This window comes from Protofrankia sp. Cr1 (assembly GCF_963555865.1).
Taxonomy (GTDB): Bacteria; Actinomycetota; Actinomycetes; order Frankiales; family Frankiaceae; genus Protofrankia.
Genome location: NZ_CAUVXO010000018.1, coordinates 1 through 5,402 on the forward strand (window position 1 = coordinate 1; position 5,402 = coordinate 5,402).

The following is a 5,402-nucleotide window of genomic DNA, read 5'->3' on the forward strand; positions in this document are numbered from 1 at the left end:
GGGCAATAACAAAGGGTAGATAGAGGGGAACGCCCCCGTGACAGCACCGACGGTACCCGAGTCCGGACCCGACTTCGGCCCCAACGAGTGGCTGGTATTCGAGATCTACCAGCAGTATCTCGCGGACCCTGAGAGTGTTTCGCCGGAGTGGCGCGAGTTCCTCTCCGACTATCAACCGGGCGAGGTGAACGGGCAGCCGAGTACGACCGGGCCCGTCCCCCCTGTTGTCACAGCTGGTTCGGTGCCGCAGCCGAGCCAGGTGGACGCGGCGCCCACCGGCGCACCGAGTGCCGCGGCGCCCAGCGCGCCTGCGCCTGCACCGGCCCGGACATCGGCGCCGACATCCAGGTACGTCGCACCAACCCCGACCAACGGCGTCCCGACCTCGCCACTGCGTGGTGCCGCCGCCCGGGTCGTCGCCAACATGGAGACGTCCCTGCACGTCCCGACTGCGACCTCCGTACGCGCGGTCCCGGCCAAGCTGATCGCGGATAACCGGATCGTCATCAACCGGCACCTGGCCCGTTCCCGTGGCGGCAAGGTCTCGTTCACCCATCTGATCGGGTATGCGATGGTCAAGGCCCTTGAGACGGCGCCGGCCATGAACTACTCGTATGGCGAGATCGACGGCAAGCCGACGCTGGTCGCACCGGAGTACGTCAACCTCGGTCTCGCCATCGACCTGGTCAAGGGGTCGTCCCGGCAGCTGGTGGTGGCCGCGGTCAAACAGGCCCAGGCCATGGACTTCAGCCAGTTCTGGCTCACCTACGAAGATCTTGTACGGCGGGCTCGGACGAACAAGCTCACCGCCGACGACTTCGCCGATGTGACGATCACTCTGACCAACCCCGGGGGCATCGGCACCGTGCATTCGGTTCCGCGCCTCATGCAGGGTCAGGGGACGATCATCGGTGTCGGTGCCATGGAATACCCGGCCGAATTCCAGGGCGCCTCCACCGAGACGCTGGCGAAGCTGGCGGTCTCAAAGATCATCACGCTGACCAGCACCTACGACCACCGGATCATCCAGGGTGCGCAGTCCGGCGAGTACCTGCGCCGCATGCACCAGCTGTTGCTCGGCGAGGATGACTTCTACGAGGGAATCTTCCGCTCGCTGCGCATCCCGTACGAGCCGGTGCGGTGGGTCACCGACATCACCTCGTCCCACGAAGGTGACCTCGACCACGGCACCCGGGTCCTCGAACTGATCCACGCCTACCGGGTGCGCGGACACCTCATGGCCGACACGAACCCCCTCGAGTTCGCCATCCGCAGCCATCCCGACCTCGACATCATCAGCCACGGCCTGACCCTGTGGGACCTCGACCGCGAGTTCCCCGTCGACGGCTTCGCCAGCCACCGTAGGATGACGCTACGCGATATTCTCGGTGTCCTGCGGGACTCCTACTGTCGTCGGGTCGGCATCGAGTACATGCACATCCAGGAGCCCGATGAACGGGGCTGGATCCAGCAGCGGGTCGAGCGGGCCGCTGAGCGGCCAGACCCGGCCGAGCAGCTGCACGTCCTTGAGCGGCTCGGTGCGGCCGAGGCGTTCGAGTCGTTCCTGCAGACCAAGTACGTGGGGCAGCGGCGGTTCTCCCTCGAAGGCTCCGAATCGGCGATCCCGTTGCTCGACGAGGTACTCCAGCAGGCCGCCGAGGCGGAAATGGACGAGGTCACCTTCGGGATGGCCCACCGCGGCCGCCTGAACGTGCTGGCGAACATCGTCGGCAAGTCCTATCGACAGATCTTCGCCGAGTTCGAGGGCTACGTCGACCCGCAGACCGCACACGGTTCGGGCGATGTGAAGTACCACCTCGGCGCGGAGGGCCTCTACAGCAGCCCGGACGGCCGTCAGGTGCGGATTTCGCTCGTGTCCAACCCGTCCCACCTGGAGGCGGTCGACCCGGTGCTCGAAGGTGTCACCCGGGCCAAGCAGGACATGCTCAACAAGGGTCCCGAGGGGTTCACCGTCCTGCCCGTGCTCGTCCACGGGGATGCAGCCTTCGCCGGCCAGGGTGTGGTCGCCGAAACGTTGAACCTTTCGCAGCTGCGCGGTTACCGCACCGGCGGGACTGTGCACGTCGTCATCAACAACCAGGTCGGGTTCACGACCTCGCCGATCGCCAGCCGCTCGTCGGTGTATGCGACCGACGTCGCCCGGATGGTGCAGGCCCCGATCTTCCACGTGAACGGGGACGACCCCGAGGCGTGTGTCCGGGTGGCCCGGTTGGCCTTCGAGTACCGGCAGGCGTTCCACAAGGACGTCGTCATCGACATGGTGTGCTACCGGCGGCGCGGGCACAACGAGATGGACGAGCCGTCGTTCACCCAGCCGCTGATGTACGACACGATCGCCACGAAGCGGTCGGTCCGCAAGCTCTACACCGAAGCGCTGATCGGCCGTGGTGACATCACGCTGGCCGAGGCCGAGCAGGCCATGAAGAACTACTCGGCGCAGCTGGAGAAGGCGTTCGCGGAGACCCGTGACACCACCCAGCGCCCGGCTCGCGGACCCCGGCTGGTGACGACACCGGCGGAGGCCGCAGCGGCCGCCGCCGTGTCCACCGCCGTGTCCCTGGACACCATCAAGATGATCATCGACACGCAGACCGCCCTGCCGGCCGGATTCACCGTCCACCCCCGGCTGCGCCCGCAGCTCGAACGCCGAGCCCAGATGATCGCGAACGGAACGATCGACTGGGCGTGCGCGGAGACCATCGCGTTCGGTTCAATCCTGCTCGACGGTCGGCCCATCCGCCTTGCCGGGCAGGACAGCCGGCGCGGCACCTTCGGCCAGCGGCACGCCGTTCTGGTCGACCGGCACACCGGTGAGGACTACTCCCCGCTGAAGTCGCTGGAGGCCGAGGACGGCGCCGGCACCTTCTACGTCCACGACTCGCTGCTGAGCGAGTTCGCGGCGATGGGTTTCGAGTACGGCTACTCGGTGGCCCGCCCAGAAGCGCTCGTGCTGTGGGAGGCACAGTTCGGCGACTTCGCGAACGGGGCGCAGTCGATCATCGATGAGTTCATCGCGGCGGGTGAAGCCAAGTGGGGCCAGCGCAACTCGGTCGGCCTCCTGCTCCCGCACGGCTATGAGGGTCAGGGCCCGGACCACTCCTCCGCCCGGATCGAGCGGTTCCTGTCGCTGTGCGCCGAGAACAACATGGTGGTCTCCGCCCCGTCGAGCCCGGCCAGTTACTTCCATCTGCTGCGTCGTCAGGCGCTCTCGCCGGTGCGGCGTCCGATGGTGGTGTTCACCCCCAAGTCGATGCTGCGGCTGAAGGCCGCGACCTCGACGGTCGAGGAGCTGACGTCCGGGTCATGGCGGCCGGTGATCGACGATGCCGGGATCAGCGACCGGGCTGGCGTCCGGAAGGTACTGCTGTCAGGCGGGAAGGTCTACTACGACCTCCTGGCCGAGCAGACCGGCAAGAAAGTCCTCGACACCGCGCTCGTCCGGATCGAACAGCTCTACCCGACGCCGGTCACGGAGCTCGGTGACGTCCTGAAAAGCTACCCGAACCTGGCCGACGTGGTCTGGGTCCAGGAGGAGCCGGCCAACCAGGGTGCCTACCCGCACATGGCCATCCACCTGCCCGACGCCCTGCCAGCGGGGCTACGGTTGCGTCGGGTGTCACGCAAGGCGTCGGCCGCGCCCGCGTCCGGGTCCTCCTCGGTGCACGAGAAGGAGCAGAAGGCGCTGGTCGAGGCGGCGTTCACCGCATAGCGCTCCGGAGACTGCGGCCTCCGGGCGCGCGATCTGACGATCATCACATGCCCTTTGGCCCTCTGAGAGCGCCTGAAAGAGGGGCCGGGAAGCGGAGCGGACGGTGTACTTCACCGACAGGGGTATCGAGGAGCTGTCAACGCGTCGCGGTGGGGAGACCGTGACGCTCGACTGGCTCGCCGACGAGTTGCGCGCGTTCGTCGATCTGCATCCTCAATACGAGGATGCAGTCGAGGAACTGGCCACCTACCTGGCCCGGCTCGACGACCCGGACGGCTGAGACGGGCACGGCTGAGACCGGCCGAAATCGGCGGCTGACGGCCACCTCAGATCGGCCTCGGACGGTGAGCATCAGACGGTGAGGACGAGTTTGCCGAAGACCTCGCCGTCGGCCAACTGCGCGAACGACGCGCGCGCATCCGCCAACGGCCGGACATCGGCGATGAGCGGCCGTAGGCCGACGCGATCGGCCAGGGTCGCGAGGTCGGCCAGCTCGTCGCGGGTGCCCATGGTCGAACCGATCACCGACAGTTGCAGGAAGAAGATCCGGTTCAACTCGGCCGGCGGGTTCGCGCCACTCGTCGCGCCGGCGCACACGATCCGGCCGCCTGGACGCAGCGCCCGCACCGAGTGCGCCCAGGTCGCCGCGCCAACAGTCTCGATGACCGCATCCACCTTGACCGGTAGCCGTGCCCCGGATTCGAACGCCCCGTCCGCACCGATCTTGATTGCCCGCTCGCGTTTGGATGCCTCTCGCGAGGTGACGAAAACGGTATGGCCGGCGGCCTTCGCAATCATGATCGCGGCGGTGGACACACCACCACCCGCACCCTGCACCAGCACGGTGCCACCACCGGCGGGCGGCAGTCCGGCCCGGTTGACGACCATCCGGTAGGCGGTCAGCCAGGCCGTCGGCAGGCAGGCGGCCTCCTCGAAGGACAGCGACGCGGGCTTGGGCACGAGGTTGCGCCGCGGTACGGTCACCACCTCGGCAAGGGTTCCCTGATGCAGCTCCGAGAGCAGCGAACGTCGCGGGTCAAGCGTCTCGTCGCCGCCACCCGCGGCCGGGTCACCGACGACCGCGTGGACGATGACATCCTCGCCGTCCGCGCTCACGCCGGCCGCATCACACCCCAGGATCATCGGCAGCCGGTCCGCAGGTAGCCCAACCCCGCGCAGACTGAAAAGATCATGATGGTTGAGCGCTGCCGCCCGGACGGCCACCGTCGTCCAGCCGTCGGGGACGGAGGGTTCTGGCCGCTGCGTGACAGCCAGACCAGACAGCGGATCGTCAGGGCTCTGCGAGACGGCGGAAACAGCGAGCATCGGTACACAGTAGAGCCGCTGCGGATGCAATGCGGCCCAGTGGATGCGCCAGCGGATGCGAAGGCGACTGCCACCGATCGGCACAGCGAGGCACAGCGAGGCACAGCGACACCAGCCCAAAACCCACCCGACAGACAATCGATATGATCACAATAAACGGGTGGGTAAGCTCACGAGCAGCGCGGCGCCCATCGCGTGGCCGTCCAAACTGTGCTCCACTCTTCGATGTGGTGTCACACAAACAGGTACCGGCGACCAGTATGGGCTCGTCCCGATGGTTCCGCCGCAGACAGCGCACGCCCGTTCTGGTAGCCGACCCTGCACCATCTGCACACGCCGGCAACGA

3 protein-coding genes are annotated in these 5,402 nt (G+C 67.4%); 2 read left to right on the forward strand and 1 reads right to left on the reverse strand.

The genetic code is table 11. From position 1 onward, the window contains the following. Positions 1 to 37 precede the first annotated feature (37 nt). On the forward strand, positions 38 to 3,730 hold the full coding sequence (locus U9980_RS03420; RefSeq protein WP_322766644.1) for a multifunctional oxoglutarate decarboxylase/oxoglutarate dehydrogenase thiamine pyrophosphate-binding subunit/dihydrolipoyllysine-residue succinyltransferase subunit: 3,693 nt from the start codon (positions 38 to 40) through the stop codon (positions 3,728 to 3,730). Between the two features lie 103 nt (positions 3,731 to 3,833). Further along, positions 3,834 to 4,010, forward strand: coding sequence for a DUF6104 family protein (locus U9980_RS03425; RefSeq protein ID WP_322749123.1), 177 nt, complete (start codon positions 3,834 to 3,836; stop codon positions 4,008 to 4,010). Positions 4,011 to 4,081: 71 nt separating this feature from the next. Here U9980_RS03425 and U9980_RS03430 read toward each other — a convergent pair whose 3' ends face one another. Continuing rightward, positions 4,082 to 5,056 carry a zinc-binding dehydrogenase gene (locus U9980_RS03430; RefSeq protein WP_322766645.1) on the reverse strand — a complete coding sequence of 325 codons (975 nt, stop codon included), beginning with the start codon at positions 5,054 to 5,056 and terminating at the stop codon, positions 4,082 to 4,084. Between the last annotated feature and the right edge of the window lie 346 nt (positions 5,057 to 5,402).

Excerpts from the sequence above, each read along its gene's own strand:
- U9980_RS03430 (WP_322766645.1), bottom strand. The coding sequence starts at position 5,056 with ATGCTCGCTGTTTCCGCCGTCTCGCAGAGCCCTGACGATCCGCTGTCT.